Raw genomic sequence first — 19079 nt, 5'->3', positions numbered from 1 at the left:
CAATGTTATCCACAGAAATTGTGGAGCGAAGCTAGATAGTGGCAAGCCATTTAGGCATATACGTGCATAAAAATAATGATGATTGAATTGAACATGAATGAATATTTACTGGTGTCGTTAATTTTTAATAGAATCTCACGTAAAAAAGTTAATTAGTTTTATAAAATAACGTCAGATAAATTACACTTGAAATATCAATACAAAAGGTTAGATCGATGGCAGAAAAAGAATACGACGCAGATTCGGTAAAGGTACTGAGAGGATTAGAGCCCGTGCGTGCCAGACCTGGTATGTACACCCGAACTGACTCACCTACACATATTGTTCAAGAAGTGATTGATAACGCGGCTGATGAAGCGTTGGGTGGCCATGCTGCTAGTATTCATGTCACCATTTTTAAGGATGGTGCGGTTGAAGTATCTGATAATGGTCGCGGTATTCCTGTCGAGATTCCTAAAGGTGAAACTCAGCCAGCGGTTGAGCTTGTGTTTGTGCAGCTGCACGCAGGCGGTAAGTTTGATAAAGAAGATGAAAATAGTTCGTATCGTTTTTCGGGTGGACTACATGGCGTAGGTGTTTCTGTCACCAATGCGTTGTCTACACGATTAGAGGTAAAAGTTAAGCGTGATGGCAAAATTCATGGCCTTATCTTTGAAAATGGCAATTGCATAGAGCCTTTAAAAGAGGTTGGCAAGTGTCTCAAGCGAGACACAGGCACCACGGTAAAGTGTTGGCCAGACCCTAAATACTTTGATTCGCCTAAAGTTTCTATTCAACAGTTAGAGCACCTGATTAAATCAAAAGCTGTATTGTTACGCGGTGTTAGCGTGACACTTTCGATTGAGGGCGCTGATGGCTTTGAAGAGCGCTCATGGACTTATGCGGATGGCTTGCCACAATATTTGGATGAGCTGATCGGTGAGCGTGAAGTGGTGGATGATGAAGTGCCTATCCCCATTATCTCAGGTGAGTTCTATCATCAGGACAACACAGACGGCATCTCGAAAGGTGAGGGTGCGATATGGGCATTATCTTTCGGTGCTGGGGGCGGTCGTGGTGAGTCTTATGTGAACCTGATTCCTACGCTCTCTGGCGGTACGCACGAGGCTGGTATGCGTAACGGGGTGTTTGAGGCGGTTAAATCGTTCATGGAGCATCACAGCATGATGCAGCGTGGCGTAAAGATCTCATCGGAAGACGTTTGGAATAACGTTTATTATGTATTGGCAGCTAAAGTGTTAGATCCTCAATTTCAGGGGCAGACTAAAGAAAAGCTGACGAATCGAGACGCCATGAAAATGGTGGCTTCTGCGATTAAGCCGATGATGGAAAATTGGCTGACACAGAATGTAGATCATGCCAAACGTATTTCTGACTTAGTGAATCGTACGGCAGCTGCCCGTAATAAATCCACACAGAAAATTGAGAAGCGTAAAACCACCGGTATCAACCTGATGCCAGCAAAGCTCACTGACTGTGAGGCGGCTGGCACGATGGAAGCTGAGTTGTTTTTGGTTGAGGGTGACTCAGCTGGCGGCAGCGCAAAGATGGGCAGAAACAATGAGTTTCAATCTTTATTGCCATTGCGCGGTAAGGTGTTAAATACATGGGAAGTGGATGCTGGGCGCATCTTTGCTAACTCTGAGGTGCATGACATTTTTGTCGCGCTTGGTATTGAGCCGCATACGCTAAAAGATAACCCTGACTTCTCTGGATTGCGCTACGGTAAATTGTGCATATTGTCTGATGCCGATGTCGATGGTTCGCACATTCAGGTGTTGCTACTCACGATGCTGCTAAGACACGCGCCTAAGTTGATTGAGCGTGGGCATGTGTATATCTCGCAACCACCGTTGTATCGTATTGACGTACCAGCACATGGCAAAAATAAGCCTTTACGTAAAATCTATGTGTCAGATGATGCTGAAAAAATGTCGATGATAGAAAAGCTTAAACGTGAAGGTATTTCTGAGGAAAGACTGAGCATTCAACGTTTTAAAGGTTTAGGTGAAATGAACCCTGAGCAACTATGGGAAACCACACTTTGTCCTGATACAAGACGTTTGATACAGGTGCGATTGCCAGAAGGCGAGGTTAGTGGCGCACTGAAGATGTTCGATATGCTGATGGCAAAGAATGAATCAGCTGCAAGGAAAGAATGGATGGAGCGTCGCGGTAATGATGTGGAGGCGGATGTTTAATGGATACAGGTATGTTAGAAAATAATAACGAAGAAAATGCAGTCCCCATTGGCGAGTATGCAGAGGAAGCTTATTTAGCTTATGCCGTCTCGGTGGTGAAAGGCCGTGCATTACCTTCTGTAGAGGATGGCCAGAAACCAGTGCAACGCCGCATTTTATATGCAATGAAGGAAATGGGTCTAGTCGCTGGCGTCAAGCCCGTGAAGTCGGCTCGCGTAGTCGGTAATGTGTTGGGTATGTACCATCCACATGGTGATAGCTCTGCTTATGAAGCCGCTGTTCGTTTGGCGCAAGACTTTACATTACGCTACCCATTGATTGACGGACAGGGTAATTTTGGCTCACGTGACGGTGATGGTGCAGCTGCGATGCGCTACACCGAAATGCGCTTATCGCCAATTGCAGATTTACTGCTGTCTGAAATTGATCGAGGCACGGTAGATTTTCAGAATAACTACGACGGTGCTTTTCAAGAGCCAGTGCTGTTGCCAGCGCGGTTACCGATGATGCTATTAAATGGCGCATCTGGGATTGCCGTGGGTATGGCGACTGAAATGGTGCCACATAATATGCGTGAGATTGCAAACGCTGTGTTGCATATTATGGAGAATCCGAACTGTACAACTGCGGATTTCATGCAGCATGTGCCAGGCCCAGATTTCCCAGGTGGTGGCCAGTTGATTACGCAAACGGCGGATATTCTTTCTACGTATGAAACAGGTCGTGGTTCATTAAGGCTGCGTGCGCGTTGGATAGTCGAGCCGATGGCACGAGGTCAGTGGCGCATTATTATTCATGAGCTTCCGCACGGCGTTTCTGTAGAAACGATACAGGATGAGATTCTTGCTATCTCCAACCCAAAGCCGAAAAAAGATAAAAAGACGATTGATCAAGACCAATTGCTGGTCAAGCAATCAGCCTTGAGCATGATTGACACGGTAAAGAGTGAAGGTAAAAAGGATGTTCGGCTAATTATCGAGCCTAAGACCAGCAAGGTGTCTAGTGACGAGTTGATGGCCTTTCTGTTGCTGCATACCAGCATGGAAGTGTCATGCCCAGTTAATATGGTGATGATTGGTACCGATGGGCGCCCTGCACAAAAAGGCATGATTGCTATTCTTAAAGAGTGGATTGCATTCCGTCTTAACGTGGTGCGCAGGCGCTGCCAGTTTGACCTAGACAAGATTAATAAGCGCATCCATATTTTAGAGGGGCGCATGATCGCCTTTCTGCATATTGATGAAGTGATTAAGGTCATTCGTAATTCAGATGAGCCTAAAGCAGATTTGATTGCCGCATTTCAGTTAAGTGAGATACAAGCGGAAGATATTTTAGAAATTCGCTTGCGCCAGTTGGCTAGGCTGGAAGGCTTTAAGATTGAAAAAGAACTAAAAGACTTGCGTGAAGAAGCGGATGGTTTACAAACGATTTTAGGTAGCGATACCAAATTACGTCGATTGACCGCAAAAGAAATTAAGCAAGATGCAGAAAAATATGGTGATGATCGACGTACATTGATTGAGCCAGTTGAACGTGCGCAGGGTGGACAAAAAGCTTTTGTCGTGGATGAGCCAGTGACTATTTTAATCTCTAAAAATGGTTGGATTCGGGCAAGGCAAGGGCATGGTGTCGAGCGTGACTCTATCGCTTGGAAAGCTGGTGATGGCGAGTTTGCAGTGATAGAAACGCGCACGGTGTTGCCAATTGTGCTGCTGGATACAAGTGGTCGATGCTACGCATTTGATGCATCTACAGTACCTGGCGGCAAAGGAGATGGTATACCAATCAGCTCAATCATCGAGGTGCAGAATGGCGCTAAATTAGTCCATGCGCTTTCAGGTAAAGATGATGATAGATATTTATTCGCTACGTCTAATAGCTATGGATTTATTGCACCGTTGAAAGGCTTGGTAGCAAGACCTAAAGCGGGTAAGGCTTTTATGAAGCCAGAAGATAAATCGACCATTCTGCAACCGATTAAACTGGATGAACGTACGCATCTTGCGGTGACTTCATCAGAGAACAAGCTGCTGGTTTTCCCTTTGAGCGAAGTGAATGAATATCCAAATGGTGGTAAGGGTGTGCGCATCATGGATATACCAGACAAGGTGTCATTATCTCGTATTGAGTTGAGTGATGGGCAGTCAGTCGCTATTGTAGTGAAAAGCAAAACTAAGATAATTGATGGTGAAGTTATGTCTAAGTATTTATCTAAGCGAGCTAGAAAAGGTTTTTCCGTATTGGACAGTAAACCTATCATCAAAAAACAGGCCGGTCTGTTTTAATGCCAATCTGATGTTTTAGTGATTGCTGTGTTTATTGACAGTTGATGCCTTTATGAATAAAGGCATCAACTGTCGATCTGCCTAGAGTAGTCAACTGTCATCAGCACACACAATTATTTTTTTAGTTTTTCGTATAAATTATCGTGGATTAGCATTCCCAATAACATCGCAATCACAAAAGTAATAGCTTCTTGATATCCAGCACCAAGTGCAACAATTGCCGGGCCCGGACAAAACCCTGCAAGCGCCCAGCCTGCGCCAAATAATAAACTGCCGATTATTAGTTCTTTAGAAATATGCGTTTTACCTGGCAAGTGAATAGGCTCACAAAATAGTGTTGTATTTGTTTTTTCAGCTTTTCTAAAGCCAAAAAATCCAACCAATATAGCGCCTACCATTACAAAGGCAAGGCTAGGGTCCCAATTGCCTGTAATGTCTAAAAAACCAATCACTTTAGATGGATTAGTCATCCCTGAAAGGATTAAGCCAATGCCAAAGATAATGCCTGCAATCAATGTCATCATATGTTTCATCATATGTTTCATCATTTAGATTATTCCTATTTTTAAATTACATGCACCAATACATAGGTAACGATAAATCCTGAAAGCATAAAGCTCATGGTTGCTATTAGTGAGCGTAAAGACAGCCTACTTAGCCCACATATCCCGTGACCACTAGTGCAACCAGAGCCCATTCTGGTACCAAAGCCTACTAATAACCCTGCAATCATTAGTGTAGAGTAAGAGGCAGAAATCTCAGATGCCGGTAAAGGCATCAATAACGAATAGAGATAGCTTGAGATAACTAAGCCTGTTATAAATAGTATTCTCCATATGTAATGCTCTTTGGATGTGTTTTTAAATTGCATTAAACCTGCAACAATACCGCTGATGCCTGCAATTTTACCGCTTGAAAGGATTAGGATGGAGGCAGACAGTCCAATCAGTAAGCCACCAACTAAAGATTGTATCGTGGTGAAATTTTCCATGGTTTTATCCTTGCTGTGGCTCAGGTACGCCACATTGACGGTTTGCTGGCACAGCAACATCAATCATTTTAGGTTTAGGTAGGTTTAAGTTTTCCATAATCCCAATAAACGCTTCTCTCGATTGATTGGCTAAACGTGGATTAATGAGTTTTTCTTGGGCGATACAACTAACGCGCCTACCATTGTAATCATGGCCCGGGTAGACCAATGTTTCATCTGCTAAAGTAAAAAGTCTAGCAGTAATGCTGTCATATAAGATACCAGCATCTCCACTTTGAAAGTCGGTTCTTCCGCAGCCATTAATCATCAAGCTATCCCCCGTAAACAGGCGATCTTTCCATAAAAAACTCACGCTGCCAGCAGTGTGACCAGGTGTCGCAATCACTTTTATTTGATCATCACCAAAAGTAATTACATCATTATCTTTTAGCTGAATATCTGCAGTTTCTGCACCGCAGTCTTTGCTAACGGCTGTTTTTGCCATTGTGATCGATTTTAGTTTTCCGCCACCTGTGATATGGTCAGCATGCACATGCGTTTCTAATGAGTAAACTAATGTCAATTGATGCTTATTGATTACATCAAGATACTCATTGATGTTCTCAGTGACAGGGTCGATTAGTACAGCCTGTTTGCTGTCAATGTCAGCAACTAGATAGGTTAGCGTAGATGAGGCATCGTCATAAAATTGTTTAAACATGATATTCCTTTCAAAAAGTATTGATACATTGTAACTTAATATTATATAATTAAATATAATATTTTAAAATAGAGTTTATTAGAGATGCAAATACAAGAAGTTAATTTTGAAAAGTTAAGAGCCTCTGCAGAAATAGCAACGAGCTTATTAAAAGTGATGGCAAATAGTGATCGCCTAATGCTCTTATGTCAGTTATCACAAGGTGAGAAGTCAGTGAGTGAGCTAGAGGAAATTTTAGAAATAAAGCAACCAACCTTATCACAACAATTAACCGTGCTAAGAAATGCTAAGTTGGTCAGCACACGCCGAGAAGGCAAGTGCATCTATTACATGATATCCAGCACATCGGCATTAGCAATTATGAACGTGCTATACCAAGAAATTTGTATGAAATCAGGAGGTTAAAAAATGACGTTAACCATCAATCAATTAAATAATGATTTTAGTTATACCAGCCAAATTGAAGTGGATGATATTTCAGAAATTGCCAGTTTGGGTTTTAAAACAATTATTAACAACCGCCCTGATTTTGAGGGCAATGCTGAGCAACCAAAAAGTGAAGCTTTAGAAGCGATTGCACTTAGCCATGGAATTACTTATGTGCATATTCCTGTGATTCCCAATAACATTCAACCTCACCAGCTGGATAAATTTAGAGAAGCTTATGCAAAAGCGCCAAAGCCAATATTAGGATTTTGTAAAACAGGGAATCGTGCATCAACGATGTGCAAGCTAGCATTAGAAAATCATGATTGAACCTAATCTAATCGCAATCATATTAGGTGTATTGATTGGCATTCTGATGTCCATCACTGGCGCGGGTGGTGCAATTCTGTCACTACCATTGTTGATGTATTTTTTACATCTAGGCGTTAAAGACGCTGCACCAATAGCATTGTTAGCTGTGTCCGTAGCAGCAGGCACAGCTGCGGTGATTGGATTAAAGCAAGGTGTTGTTCGATATAAGGCAGCTGCACTTCTGGCCTTAATGGGCATTATCATGGCACCAATAGGTGTTTTTCTTGCGCAGAAAATACCTTCTCTTTGGCTACAAATTTTATTTGCTTTAGTACTATTTTATGTGGGGTGGCAAGCTTTAGTCAGCGCTAAAAGTCCCCGCTATTTACAAGATAATTTGTTTCAAACTAGTCCAACACCCTGTGAATTGAATCCTGCAACATCTAGGTTGTTTTGGACCGCATCTTGTACTCAACGATTATTATTGACTGGGTCTGCTGCTGGTTTTATTTCTGGTTTATTAGGGGTTGGTGGTGGTTTTGTCGCAATGCCTAGCTTATTAAAAATTAGTAACCTAGAACATAGAATGGTAGTGGCGACCTCGTTAACAATGACCGCATTAGTTTCATTAGTAGGCGTTATTTCTTATGCAAGTTACACCAGCATTAATCTGCATATTGCGATTCCGTTTGTATCAGCTGCACTGATTGGTAGCTTAGTCGGAAAATTAATCTCACATAAAATTTCAACTTACCTGTCTAAGCTTACCTTCGGTTTCATTAGCGTATCTATCGCCTTGATGATGGTGTTTAGCTTATTTTAATCTAGCAATCACAATCCTTTTGAGCGTTATCAAAAGGATTGTTTGTTGAGGCGTTCAGGATTTTTTAATACTGTTGGGTTAACTCAGTAGTTTCTTGCTTCTAATCCCAGTGAGTACTGTTGTCAGGTTATTGGGGCAAAATGGCTTAGGTAGACAATAGTTCGCAACACTTTCAATGTGTTTTGATGTTTCATCTTGCTGATATTGCGAAGTGAGCAAAATGATATGGCTATGATGAAGCTGAGGAATAGACTTTAGTTTTTTGCAAGTTGCCAGCTCACTTTCATTATCACCCGTTAAGTTTACGATGATGATTTCAGGATGTTCAGTTTCTGCTACTTTGATTGCTTGGTTTTCGTTCATTGCTTGGGTGATTTTATATTCCCCGTACCCAAATGTGAGCAATAGGCTGTTATGTAAATCATAGCCTTCATCAACAATTAACATTCTCTCCATTTTTCACCCCATCTATTTAATATTAGTTATGAACGCACTTTAAAGTTGAATTAGTGCACGACTTAATTGTTACATTAAATATCAAATTTATCAAATTTATCAAATTTATCAAATAAAGTGTAATATTATGACAATTAATTTTTTTATTAATCGGTTGTATGTGTCGATATTTGATGATTTTTCAGAAGTAAGGCTTATTCGCAGCAGTTTTTTATAGTAAAAACTGATGTATAGCTGGTTTTTAGATGGCGAGATAAGCCAATAAATGTGATGTTAATGATGATTGTAATTAAGCATTATTTTATAAATATGATACCAATGAAGGCTTAATCAGAATGGCTTGTAAGTTATTAATTGTGGATGACAATCCAGAGGTGTGCAACTTGCTGAAACTTACGCTTGCAGGTGACGCTTATGAGCTTAAAGAAGTATCTAATGGTGTGGATGCTTTAAATGCGATTAAAGCGTGGCGTCCCAATATTGTTTTATTGGATATTATGATGCCTGGTGAAATGAATGGATTTCAGGTTTGTAAGGCAGTGAAAAACGACCCACATCTTAAACATACATACATTGCATTATTAACAGGTAAAGGGCAGGTTAAGGATATTCATCAAGGGGCTGATGTGGGTGCTGATACCTATCTTATCAAGCCATTTAGTCCTATGGTGCTAAAAACATTATTGGCACGACTAACACAAGATCTAAATTTCAAATTGTTTTAATCGTGATGTCAATCAATCACTGTGAATGTTAAATTTAAGCTAGGAGTTGGCAATGCAAGATGTATTGGTTTCCTATCAGCCCATCACTGATGAACACAGCAACATGGTTGGGATAGCATTAGTGATTGATGAAACACAAATGGAAGTGAACAATCATTCGCAAAATGTTATGTCAGCACTAAGTCCGTTTTTAGGACCTGAATCAAATGGTTTGATGAGTAACTATAAGATTTTCATAAAAGTTAATCAGCTATTTCTGATGAACGAGGTCAATGCCACATTGCCTATGGATAGGATTGTATTTGAGCTTGATGAGTGTGAGTTTATATTACCAGCCTTATTGAATCGATTGTCAGCGCTATCCAGTTCTGGGTATTACTTAGCAACAGGCACTCAGATTAGATCTGATCAGCTAGCAACGCTAATCCCTTATATGACTTTTGTAAAAGTTAATATTAATGATGACGATAGCTCTCGATTAATACAAGCGTTGCGTTCCCCATCTCTCAATATTTTAGCTACAGATGTAAATGATGATAAAGATAAAAGTCGTGCTAATTTATCAAGTATCAAATTTATTCAAGGCCGCTACTATCAAGGGATGAAAGTAAGCTTAAATAAAGAGTTGCCTTTGAGCGTGCATACAATCTTAGAATTGATTGCAGAGTTAAATTCAGATGGCTGTGATGCTAGGTTAGAAGGGTTCTTTAGAGAAAATCCTGCGTTAAGTTTACAAATGCTTAAAATAGTAAATTCAGCTGCGATTGGTGCTGGAAAAGAAATAAGTTCGATTAGGCATGCCATTATGATTTTGGGGCGTGGACAAATCATGCGCTGGTTGCAAGTGATGCTTTACGTCATTGATAGTCATGTGAAAATGCCGACAATGTTGCTTTACACAGTTATATGGCGTGCAAAATTTATGGAGCTAATGAGTACGCAATGTAATCATCACGGTTCAATCGTGCATCATGATGCTGCTTTTATTACTGGCATTTTATCTTTAGCTGATATGTTACTTAATGACACGATGGAAAGCATTGTGGTCAAAATGAGTCTAGCCAAAACAATACAAGATGCACTGCTTAATAGGACTGGGTTGGCTGGAGATTTGTTAGCATTGGCTGAAGCACTAGAGGCGGCTGAGTTTGAGCATGTAGCGAACTACAAAGAAAAATTGCATACGAGTAATAGTGTAATCATGGCTTGTCAAAATGAGGCGTTAATTTGGACGAATCAGGTGTTATCACAAATGGACTATACCTAGCCTTACTTAATTGATTGTTGGTTTAATCGGGAGAGTCTTTATCATTCCAGAGACGCTAAATCAATGTAGACGGGCAACCATATTGTCACTGTAGTGCCTTGATTCACTGCGCTGGCAATGTCGATAACACCTTGATGATATTCAACAATTTCCTTCACGATTGACATGCCCAAGCCAGTGCCTGGTATGTGCCTAAATCGATCTGAGCGCCAAAATCGCTCAAATAAATGACTGATGTCTTCAGTTGACATCCCAAAACCATCATCATGAATACTAATACCAATCATGCTGTCAGACATGACTTTATCTAAAGCGATATCGATAGAAACTACGCTATCTTCAGGCGAATATTTACAAGCATTACTCATTACGTTCGTAATTGCTTGTTTTATTTTGTCTTTATCTATTAATACCTTGGGTATTTGTGATGGTAATGTGAGTCTGATTCTTTCCTTGCCAACTCTGCCACACCATTCTTTTTCAATTGTGAGCAGTATTTTACCGACAGATTCCTCTGATATCGCAAAATCCTTACCTTTGCGAGATTCTATTCTTGCAATGTCCAATAGCTCATTTGTCAGGTGGTTGAGATCTTTTGCCTGTTGATGAATTGTTTCAATAATATCAAGCGAAGCAGTACGATCAAACTCGTTATTGATGAGCAGTTCAGAGAATCCAAAAATGATTGCAATCGGGTTGCGCAGTTCGTGCGTTGCTGAATAAAGAAACTCACTTTTCATTCGATCAACTTCAGACTCTGCAGTAATGTCTTGAAAATAAAGGATCTGTTTTGTGTTACTTTGTTTTGGTAACTGACAGCTTAATCTCACCACGTTGAGTGAGTTGTTAGCTCGAAGCGTCAACACACCACCAATATATGTTTTCATATTGCCGTCTACTGAATAATACTTCAGTAAAGTTTTCCACATTACATGGTTAGGCGTATTGAGGATAGACTCTATCTCAATGCCAGTAATTTTAGTAAATGCAGTATTCGCATAATCTACAATGCTGGCCGAGTTAACCGTCACAATACCGAAAGGACAAGCATCAATAATTTGAGTAACGTCCGCGGGGATTTTTTTATCAGTATTCAAGCGACTAAGCTTCTAATTTTCTATCAATTAAACCTTGCATTAATTCACGCATTTCCCAAAATGGCACTGGGCTTTTGCCATATAGTCTAACACCTCTTGGTAAGCCACCTTTTTCCTCAATCTCTTGGGGCTGCATACCTGTCACAACAACAATTGCCATCTTAGCGAACGTATCTACATCACGTAGAGATTTTAACATTGTAAAACCATCCATTTCAGGCATTTTTAAGTCTGTAATGAGTAGATCTGGCATGTGTTGGGTGACGTAAATAATACCTTCGCACCCGTTTGATACAAACTTGATGTCTATCGGTAGCTGCCAAGATGCAATGGTCATTTGATAAAGCTTTTGCATCGCTAAGCTATCTTCAACAACGACAACATTGAGACGCGTTGTTACTTTATGTTCATCAGAAGCAACATTTGAATTGAATTTGTTAAATGAAGCACGGGTGATTCTACGGTGGCCACCTGGTGTTTTCCAACCCTCTAATGCGCCTTGCTCTACCCATAGCTGTACTGACCTTACTGTAACACCTAGTGCTTTGGCTACGTCAGTCGTTGTCATTAAATCGAGTGTTTTAAGCGCTGATTTTTTTATAGACATATTTCTACTTTGAGAAGTTAATTAAGCGTTCATTCGGATTACACATAGCTACAGCGAGCATATTTTAGTCATATTTTTCAATACCGCGATTTGACTACATTTGAATTGGCAGTCTTAGCTAGGCATTGTTTAAAAAGCGCTAACTCACTGATTTTACGAAATTCTAATACATATTTGATATTTGGTGTGCTAATTATTATCAATTATTACGTCAATTACTTGCTTTAGTTTTCAGTAAGGCAATGACTAGCGTCAATAAAGTAATAAATATCTTTATAAAATAAATTACCTATCAGTAGACAATGTTTAATTTATTAAGTATCATTTTAATATCATATTTAATATTAATTTATTATTAATGGTGTAAATTACGGTCTTAACGGATATGGGTTATATAAATGGCAGAGCTAGACATGACATCATCAGCACCATTGACAGATGCGTTACCTTCAGAAGAGGGTGAGTATCTTAGCTTTTTATTGGGGCATGAAGAGTATGGTATTGAAATTTTAAAAGTCCAGGAAATTCGTGGCTATGACGCAGTAACACAAATTCCTAACACTCCAACTTTTATCAAAGGTGTTGTTAATCTTCGAGGAAAAATTGTACCGATAGTAGATTTACGCATTAAGTTTAATCTAGAAAATATTGAATATAACGAATTCACAGTGGTGATCGTTTTAAATTTAAGTGGGCGTGTTGTGGGAGTAGTCGTTGATGGTGTTTCAGATGTCATTGCATTGAATCAAGCGCAAATCGAACCCATGCCTTCATTAGTAACCGGTATTGATACTAAATACATTATCGGCTTGGCAACTTATGAAGAACGAATGTTAATTTTAGTTGCGATTGAAGAGCTGATGGCTAGCCAGGAAATAGGTTTAATTGATGACGCGAGTGTTTAATCTAGATCAAAAATTACGTTAGTTAATGTGCTGTAAAGTTTGATGTTTAGCTAACGTTTAATTATAGAGAATACAGCAAAGGGGAGTCGGATGAAGGTCAATATGCCAATTACAAATCATGAGGTGTTGTTTGGGGATGATGAGTTTATGCTCACCAAGACAGACCTAAAGGGCATTATTACATATGCTAATCATGACTTTATTAAGACTTCAGGTTTTACAGAAACTGAACTGATTGGGTCAAGTCATAATATTGTTAGGCACCCAGACATGCCAATTGAGGCCTTTGCTGACCTTTGGAAAAATCTAAAACTTGGTAGACCTTGGACTGGTTTAGTAAAAAATCGTACTAAGCAAGGTGATTACTATTGGGTAATGGCGGACGTTTCTCCAATTCTAGAAAATGGTCAATTGGTTGGTTATCTTTCCGCGCGCAGAAAACCAAGCCGTCAGCAAATTAATGAAGCAGATGCCGCATATCGCTTGTTTAAAGAAGGTAAAGCGCAGCATTTGGTTATTCATGAAGGTAAAGTCATGAGTAACGGCTTAATTGGCAAAGTTCAATACAATTTATTGAATTTAAAACTATCTCAACGTCTGATGGCAATCGTCACTATCTCTGCAATCTTACTAATAGTGCAGTCTTGGATGTCTCTTAATGAGATGGACCATGCTAACCAGCGCACAATGTCGATTTACAACGACCGTATGCAACCGATTGAAGATCTTGGTCGCATTTCCAACTTGATGCTCGAGAATAGAACAGCTCTACGTATCGCGCTCAGTGAAGTAGTCTATAAAGCAAATAATGTAGCACCAGAATTGGAAATGGATCCACAAGCTTCAGCACAAGCTGCTGAGTCTATCGAGAAGAATATAGGTGAAATTACTGAGCTATGGGAAAAGTACAAGGCGACAGAGATTGCCAATGAAGAAAAATTACTGGCAGATAAGTTTGCAGAAACACGCGGTGCGTTTGTAAAAGAGGCATTGCTCCCAGCAGTGGCATCATTGCGTGACAATAATTACGAAAAGACAAAGTTATATTCAACCAAAGCTAGGATGTTATATGACATTGCGCATCCGAATGTGACTGCATTAATTAAATATCAAAGCAATCGTGCTAAGGCTGAATACGAGGCATCTGTTGCAAATTATCAGTTAATGCGTAACTGGACAATTGCAGGTTTGCTTGTTGTTGTGGGACTTCTGATTTGCTTTGCATATTTTATTATGCGTTCGATTTCCAATCCGTTATCTGTGATATTTAAAGTGCTTGATAACATTAAATCTAACAGACTGGATGCTCAATTTGAAGCTAGCGGTAATAATGAACTAGCTCGTGTGCTTAGGGCATTGAAAGTCACACAAACGACGCTAAGTGTCAATTTGAATGAGGCGAAAGAGCTAGCGGGTAAAGTGAAGGAGCAATCAACCCTGTATGAAGGACAGTTAGCAGCAATCAGTCAATCTACTGGTGTCATCGAGTTTGATATGAGTGGAAAAGTAATCGCTGTGAATGATATCTATCTAAATATATTGGGATGCACTCGTAATGAAGTGGTCGGTCAGGAACATGATGCTTATGTTGACCTTGCTAATCAAGGCGTTGATGATTATGGCCAAATCTGGGCAACACTAACACGTTCTGAAGCCGTAACAGGTGAGTTTAAACGTATCGGTAAAAACGGTAAGCAGATATGGTTGCAAGTTTCATATAATCCGATTATTTCAGCCTCAGGTAATCCATATAAAGTTGTTCAATATGCGACCGATGTTACAGCCCAGAAAATAAAAAATGCTGACTTTGAAGGGCAGGTATCAGCTATTAATCGATCACAAGGTGTGATTGAAATCGCACTAGACGGCAAGATACTGAAGGCGAATCAAGTATATTTAGAGATGCTTGGCTACACTGAAAAAGAGCTGATTGGTCGTCATGTAAGTATGGTATTAGATTCAGTTTATGCAAAAAGTACAGCTTACAGCACGCTATGGAGTAACTTGATTAACGGAGCCAGTGACGCAGGACAATATAAGCGTATCGCAAAAGATGGGAGAGAAGTTTGGATTCAAGCATCTTATAACCCTATTTACGATGTAAATGGCAAGCTATCAAAAGTGATTAATTACACGATTGATATCACTGAGCAAAAATTGCAAGCGGCGGATAATGCAGGGCAGATAGCTGCTATCGATAAACTACAAGGGGTCGTTGAGTTTGATTTGACAGGAAAAATTATCGCGGTTAATGATAATTTTGGTCGCGTAACAGGGTATAGCGAAAAAGAAATAGTTGGTAACCATCATCGCATGTTTGTTGATGCAACGGAGCAGAATAGTCCTGAATATAAAGCTTTTTGGGATAATCTAGCCCAGGGTGAAGCTGAGTTTGGTCAATATAGACGTATTGGTAAAGGCGGGAAAGAGGTATGGTTACAAGCAAGTTATAACCCAATTTTTGATATGAATGGTAGGCCTTTCAAAGTTGTGAAATATGCAACTGATATTACCATTCAGCATAACAACGCGTTGACTTTACAGTCTGCTGTTGCTGAAACGCAAAGTATTATTGAGCAAGCAAAAAATGGTGACTTAAGTAATCGAGTACCGTTAGAAGGTAAAAGCGGTGATATTGCTAGTTTATGCAATGGTGTGAATGCGTTGATGGATCAGATTTGCGAAGTAATTATTCACGTTAGAGAATCTAGTGAGGCGATCAACACCGCAGCTGGAGAAATCTCCTCAGGCAACACCGACCTATCAAGCCGCACAGAACAGCAAGCATCTAGTCTAGAAGAAACAGCCTCTAGCATGGAACAGCTTGCCTCGACAGTAAAACAAAACGCGGAAAACGCCAAACAAGCCAATCAACTAGCCAGTGCTGCATCAGGTGTCGCAGTCAAAGGTGGAGAAGTCGTTGGTCAAGTCGTCAACACCATGAACGCCATTAACCAAAGCGCACACAAGATTGAAGATATCATCAGCGTGATAGACGGCATCGCCTTCCAAACCAACATCCTAGCCCTCAATGCTGCAGTAGAAGCGGCCAGAGCCGGAGAACAAGGTCGAGGCTTTGCAGTGGTTGCCGGAGAAGTCCGCAACCTAGCACAACGCTCAGCCTCAGCAGCCAAAGAAATCAAAGAACTCATCACCGACTCCGTCAACAAAACCGCAGAAGGCACCAAACAAGTAGAAAACGCCGGCGCCACCATGCAAGAAATCGTGACCTCGGTTCAACGCGTCACCGACATCATGGGTGAAATCGCAGCAGCATCCATAGAACAAAGTGCAGGCATTGACCAAGTCAACAACGCCATCACCAGCATGGACGAAGTGACACAACAAAATGCGGCACTTGTTGAAGAAGCCGCAGCGGCTGCTGAATCGCTAGTAGAGCAAGCTGCTGGATTAATAGAAACTGTATCTGCGTATAAATTGCTAGGCTCCAATACTGACACAAGCAAACTCAAAACTATTAAACCTTTTGTGCAGATTAATAATAAATTGATAAGAAGCAAAGGCATGCCACTAAGAGTCTTCGGTAATAGTCAACTGCATGAAGATGGATGGGAAGAGTTTTAGGTATCAGTTATCTATAAAGATAATTGAAATTTAAGCGATTAAAAACTTTGCAAACTTTATAAATAACATCAAATAGAGAGACTGGGGTATATCGATGACCAAAACAATTTTAGCTGTAGATGATTCAGGCTCTTTACGAAAAATGGTTGCATTTAGTCTTGAGCAAGCAGGTTACATGGTCGTGCAAGCCGTAGATGGGCAAGATGGCTTAGATAAGGCAAAGGTGAAAACGGTAGACCTTGTATTGACTGACCATAATATGCCAGTGATGGATGGCTTAACTCTCATTAGAAAGCTACGTGAGCTAGGCTCTTACCAAACAGTGCCAATTCTAATGTTGACGACAGAATCTAGCGTTGAAATGAAAAGCGAAGGTAAGGCCGCTGGAGCAAATGGATGGATAGTGAAGCCTTTTCATCCAGAGCAACTAGTGAATGTTGTGCAAAAGGTGATTGGGTCTTAATTTTTATAGACGGTTATTTTGTGAATTTGCATGAAAACGGAGTGCTATATAGGTGATAGATAGTCAGCGTTATATTAAAGAAGGTCATCGTAAGTTTTTCAATGTTGCAGAAAGTGGTTTAGCAGAAATATCAGCGTCTTTAATCAATTTAGCGTTGAGCTTCGATCATTACATCAACAGTAACACAGAGCATCTAAAGTACTTGGATGCGATTTTAAGAAACACAAAGATAATCAGGATTGGCAGTACCTTATGTAGTTTTGATGACGTGACTGAAATGACATTTATTTTAGAATTTTTACTTATGAAGATGATTGAAAATAAATTGATATTAACGCAATCACGTATTAGTAATCTGATAAAAGTGAATGATGCATTAAAAATGCAATTGGATAGTTTGTGCTTTGATACTCCTGTGGATGATGAGCATCTTAACTTTATTCAAACGTTACTTAATCATGAGTTGAGTCAAGTAACGAAATAATTTTAACTAAATTTAATGAGATAAATTATTTTTAGTTACGCCATTAAATTTAGTTAGGAGTGCGTAATGTTGCTGACAGCAAGTCATCAGATAAATGAAGTTGTTATTGAGGAAACTTACGAGGTTTTTTTATCAGAAACCGAGTTGTTGCTAGCTCAGGCTGAGTTGCTCATGCTTGAAGACGTGTCAGATGATGAGATGCATGAATTAGATGCAATAGTGAATGTAATTCGCTTGATGTTGGAAATTGCAGCAATAGTCTATTCGACGGAGCTATCTCAGACGCATATCGCACGTACTTTTGCGTTATCAGAGTCCATATTAGTCAATATACATCAGTCTAACAACTCAGTGAGTTTTGAACATGTACAGAAGCTAAAGGCAATTATAAGTTTTTTACAGGCAGAATTGCGTTCAAATGATCGCGAAACAACACATTAGAAGTTAAACGATAGACCAGCTAGTTAAAATTTAAGGCGTTAAATGCATTCATCTTTCATCATGGAACAAATAATCTGTACAAGTCGACGAAATCAGTTTTCTGAAGGTAGGCCTAGTTTAAATATCTTCATTGATGGAGTTCATGAAGATGATTTAGAAGATACTCACATCGAGTGGGAATTAACATCTAATTTTTCTATTAATTCTCATATGGTTATGACTAACAACGTTAATGGTACTTTGCATGGACAGTAAACCAAATGTGAAAATTCTTGTAGTGGATGACTTTTCCACCATGCGAAGAATTGTGATGAATTTACTAAAAGAAATCGGATATACAAATTTGGATGAGGCTGAAGATGGCGTTGCTGCCTGGCGTAAGCTTCAAAGTGGGACTTATGATTTCCTTATCACCGATTGGAATATGCCTAACATGGATGGTTTAACACTATTGCAAAATGTTCGTGCAGATCGTGATATTAATCATTTACCAGTACTCATGGTGACAGCAGAGGCGAAGAAAGAAAATATTTTAATGGCAGCGAAAGCAGGTGCCAACGGCTATGTTGTTAAGCCATTCTCAGCACAAATATTAGACGAAAAAATATCCAAAATATTTGAAAGAATCCATAAAGTGGCAGAAGCGATATGATTGTTAATCATACAGAAACCGTTATCGCTAATTTGGACTTAATTCAAAGTGCTAACCCTGATACAAATATTTTAAATAGAGTAGGTCACATTGCCAGAGCTCTACATGACACGATGGCTGCTTTGGGCCTGAGTCAAATTTTGGAGCAGGTTGCACGAGATATTCCAGATACTAGAGATAGACTTAATTACCTCTCAACAATGACAGAGCAAGCAGCTGAACGTGTATTAAATGCAACTGATAAAGCGATACCAATACAAGACGATTTAACTGATCGTACGGCCTTGTTAGTTAAACAATGGCAAACTGTGTTGAGTCATCCTTCATTAAAAAGTGAATACAATCTGGTTGCTGAGCAAACGGTCAAACATTTGCAACACTTGGATCAAGGGGCAAATGATACGAAAGCTATTCTCCTTGAGATTATGATGGCTCAAGATTTTCAGGACCTCACAGGACAAGTCATTAAGAAAATCACGCAGTTAATCAATGAAATGGAAAAGCAGTTGTTGCAGGTTTTAGTTGACTTCTCTACTGTCAATATTGAAAATCATCCTAATTTAAATCATCAGCAGACACTATCCACTCAAGATGTAAGCGAAACTAACATTAATCAGTCTGAAGTTGATGGGCTCTTAGAGAGTCTTGGTTTTTAGGCA

20 protein-coding genes are annotated in these 19079 nt (G+C 39.8%); 14 read left to right on the top strand and 6 right to left on the bottom strand.

Annotation, left to right across the window (positions count from 1 at the left end):
- Window positions 1-215 precede the first annotated feature (215 nt).
- Window positions 216-2201, top strand: a complete 1986-nt coding sequence (locus tag A391_RS0109905) for a DNA topoisomerase IV subunit B (RefSeq protein WP_019899109.1) — start codon at window positions 216-218, stop codon at window positions 2199-2201.
- Window positions 2202-2212: 11 nt separating this feature from the next.
- Window positions 2213-4486 carry a DNA topoisomerase IV subunit A gene (gene parC, locus A391_RS0109900; protein WP_232416172.1) on the top strand — a complete coding sequence of 758 codons (2274 nt, stop codon included), beginning with the start codon at window positions 2213-2215 and terminating at the stop codon, window positions 4484-4486.
- Between the two features lie 113 nt (window positions 4487-4599).
- Here the strand turns inward: parC and A391_RS0109895 are convergent, their stop codons facing one another.
- Genes A391_RS0109895 through A391_RS0109885 form a run of 3 tightly spaced genes read right to left on the bottom strand, consistent with a single transcriptional unit; the run spans window position 4600 to window position 6177 of the window.
- A complete protein-coding gene (locus A391_RS0109895; protein WP_019899105.1) occupies window positions 4600-5034 on the bottom strand; it encodes a YeeE/YedE family protein in 435 nt (144 codons plus the stop codon).
- Window positions 5035-5051: 17 nt separating this feature from the next.
- Window positions 5052-5477: a YeeE/YedE family protein gene (locus tag A391_RS0109890; protein ID WP_019899103.1), complete on the bottom strand. Its 426-nt coding sequence runs from the start codon at window positions 5475-5477 to the stop codon at window positions 5052-5054.
- 4 nt (window positions 5478-5481) lie between these two features.
- Window positions 5482-6177, bottom strand: a complete 696-nt coding sequence (locus A391_RS0109885) for an MBL fold metallo-hydrolase (RefSeq protein WP_019899102.1) — start codon at window positions 6175-6177, stop codon at window positions 5482-5484.
- Window positions 6178-6261: 84 nt separating this feature from the next.
- Here A391_RS0109885 and A391_RS0109880 point away from each other — a divergent pair, with 84 nt between their 5' ends.
- The 3 genes from A391_RS0109880 to A391_RS0109870 are packed head-to-tail and all read left to right on the top strand — an operon-like array spanning window position 6262 to window position 7738.
- Window positions 6262-6582, top strand: a complete 321-nt coding sequence (locus A391_RS0109880; RefSeq protein WP_019899100.1) for an ArsR/SmtB family transcription factor — start codon at window positions 6262-6264, stop codon at window positions 6580-6582.
- Window positions 6583-6585: 3 nt separating this feature from the next.
- Complete coding sequence (locus A391_RS0109875; protein ID WP_019899099.1) at window positions 6586-6933, top strand: TIGR01244 family sulfur transferase; 348 nt, start codon at window positions 6586-6588, stop codon at window positions 6931-6933.
- Window positions 6926-7738, top strand: coding sequence for a sulfite exporter TauE/SafE family protein (locus tag A391_RS0109870; protein WP_019899098.1), 813 nt, complete (start codon window positions 6926-6928; stop codon window positions 7736-7738). The genes A391_RS0109875 and A391_RS0109870 overlap by 8 nt, the downstream gene beginning before the upstream one ends.
- Before the next feature lie 78 nt (window positions 7739-7816).
- Here the strand turns inward: A391_RS0109870 and A391_RS0109865 are convergent, their stop codons facing one another.
- Complete coding sequence (locus A391_RS0109865) at window positions 7817-8194, bottom strand: response regulator (RefSeq protein WP_157261346.1); 378 nt, start codon at window positions 8192-8194, stop codon at window positions 7817-7819.
- A gap of 335 nt (window positions 8195-8529) precedes the next feature.
- Here A391_RS0109865 and A391_RS0109860 point away from each other — a divergent pair, with 335 nt between their 5' ends.
- Window positions 8530-8919 carry a response regulator gene (locus A391_RS0109860; RefSeq protein WP_019899096.1) on the top strand — a complete coding sequence of 130 codons (390 nt, stop codon included), beginning with the start codon at window positions 8530-8532 and terminating at the stop codon, window positions 8917-8919.
- A 52-nt stretch (window positions 8920-8971) separates the two neighbouring features.
- Window positions 8972-10186: an EAL and HDOD domain-containing protein gene (locus A391_RS0109855; protein ID WP_019899095.1), complete on the top strand. Its 1215-nt coding sequence runs from the start codon at window positions 8972-8974 to the stop codon at window positions 10184-10186.
- A 41-nt stretch (window positions 10187-10227) separates the two neighbouring features.
- Here the strand turns inward: A391_RS0109855 and A391_RS0109850 are convergent, their stop codons facing one another.
- Both A391_RS0109850 and A391_RS0109845 read right to left on the bottom strand, forming a co-directional pair.
- Window positions 10228-11283 carry a sensor histidine kinase gene (locus A391_RS0109850; RefSeq protein WP_019899094.1) on the bottom strand — a complete coding sequence of 352 codons (1056 nt, stop codon included), beginning with the start codon at window positions 11281-11283 and terminating at the stop codon, window positions 10228-10230.
- A 4-nt stretch (window positions 11284-11287) separates the two neighbouring features.
- A complete protein-coding gene (locus tag A391_RS0109845; RefSeq protein ID WP_019899093.1) occupies window positions 11288-11890 on the bottom strand; it encodes a response regulator in 603 nt (200 codons plus the stop codon).
- A gap of 398 nt (window positions 11891-12288) precedes the next feature.
- Here A391_RS0109845 and A391_RS0109840 point away from each other — a divergent pair, with 398 nt between their 5' ends.
- The 7 genes from A391_RS0109840 (at window position 12289) to A391_RS0109805 (ending at window position 19076) form a co-directional block, all read left to right on the top strand.
- Entirely contained in the window at window positions 12289-12795 is a 507-nt protein-coding gene (locus tag A391_RS0109840) for a chemotaxis protein CheW (protein ID WP_019899092.1), read from the top strand.
- 102 nt (window positions 12796-12897) lie between these two features.
- A complete protein-coding gene (locus A391_RS13920; protein ID WP_232416171.1) occupies window positions 12898-16380 on the top strand; it encodes a PAS domain S-box protein in 3483 nt (1160 codons plus the stop codon).
- 94 nt (window positions 16381-16474) lie between these two features.
- The gene (locus A391_RS0109830) at window positions 16475-16843 is read left to right on the top strand and encodes a response regulator (protein WP_019899088.1); all 369 of its coding nucleotides are present in this window, start codon (window positions 16475-16477) and stop codon (window positions 16841-16843) included.
- A gap of 52 nt (window positions 16844-16895) precedes the next feature.
- Complete coding sequence (locus A391_RS0109825; RefSeq protein WP_019899086.1) at window positions 16896-17327, top strand: hypothetical protein; 432 nt, start codon at window positions 16896-16898, stop codon at window positions 17325-17327.
- Between the two features lie 66 nt (window positions 17328-17393).
- Complete coding sequence (locus tag A391_RS0109820) at window positions 17394-17768, top strand: hypothetical protein (protein ID WP_019899084.1); 375 nt, start codon at window positions 17394-17396, stop codon at window positions 17766-17768.
- Between the two features lie 244 nt (window positions 17769-18012).
- Window positions 18013-18420 carry a chemotaxis response regulator CheY gene (gene cheY, locus A391_RS0109810; RefSeq protein WP_019899081.1) on the top strand — a complete coding sequence of 136 codons (408 nt, stop codon included), beginning with the start codon at window positions 18013-18015 and terminating at the stop codon, window positions 18418-18420.
- On the top strand, window positions 18417-19076 hold the full coding sequence (locus A391_RS0109805; RefSeq protein WP_019899079.1) for a protein phosphatase CheZ: 660 nt from the start codon (window positions 18417-18419) through the stop codon (window positions 19074-19076). Before cheY ends, A391_RS0109805 begins: the two co-directional genes overlap by 4 nt.
- Window positions 19077-19079 lie beyond the last annotated feature (3 nt).

It is taken from the genome of Methylotenera mobilis 13, from assembly GCF_000384255.1.
Lineage (GTDB): Bacteria > Pseudomonadota > Gammaproteobacteria > Burkholderiales > Methylophilaceae > Methylotenera > Methylotenera mobilis_B.
This window is presented reverse-complemented; position numbering and strand designations above follow the sequence as displayed.